The 647-nt window shown below is 58.6% G+C and carries 1 protein-coding gene; it reads left to right on the plus strand.

The genetic code is table 11. From position 1 onward, the window contains the following. Nucleotides 1–426: 426 nt before the first annotated feature. Nucleotides 427–647: hypothetical protein (locus tag GSQ90_RS32215; RefSeq protein ID WP_210255004.1), on the plus strand; the 221-nt coding region annotated here is incomplete at its 3' end.

Raw genomic sequence — 647 nt, forward strand, 5'->3', positions numbered from 1 at the left:
ACGCGCCAGGAGGAGCGGCCGAACTTGCGGCCGCCGCCGGCTGTGGCGATACCGAAGGTGGAGGCGAAGCGGAGACGTTGTTGCTTGTACTGCTCGGCGCGACCTGCGCGGCAAACCCGATCCCAATCATCGCGCACGAGGCCAAAAACGCCCCAAGCAGACGCTATGATGCCCCGCTAACGCCCCATCCCATATTTACGCTCCCCTGGCGCCCGCCTGCAATTTTCAGGCGCGGCACAGTCTAACGGAGCCGTTCCGCTTGCGGATGCGAACCGCAGCAAACACTTCACTTCAAAAGGCTTCCCTGCGAACCGGCACGAGTCGCCACCGTGCCACAAGAGCAGATTTCCGGCACCGCGACAAGAACATTGCGACAACAATGCGGCGCCGGCCAAGCAATCGGATGAAGAACCGCGCGACAATAGTATGCGAACACCACCCCAATCTAAAACAGTTGCAGTGCAAACATTGGAGGCCGAGCCAATCCGGGACCCGAAAGTCGCAACGACCAAGGAGCAAGAACTGCATTCAATCAATCGTAGCGACACGCAATCTCAAGCCTCAGTGTCCGTCTCGAAACTTCTCGATTCGAATGAATCGGTTATGATTCCTGTTGGGGGCAGCCTGATTCGAGGAGCTGCCGATGT

Origin of the sequence: Methylocapsa sp. S129 (assembly GCF_009765995.1) — a bacterium.
Classification (GTDB): Bacteria; Pseudomonadota; Alphaproteobacteria; order Rhizobiales; family Beijerinckiaceae; genus Roseiarcus.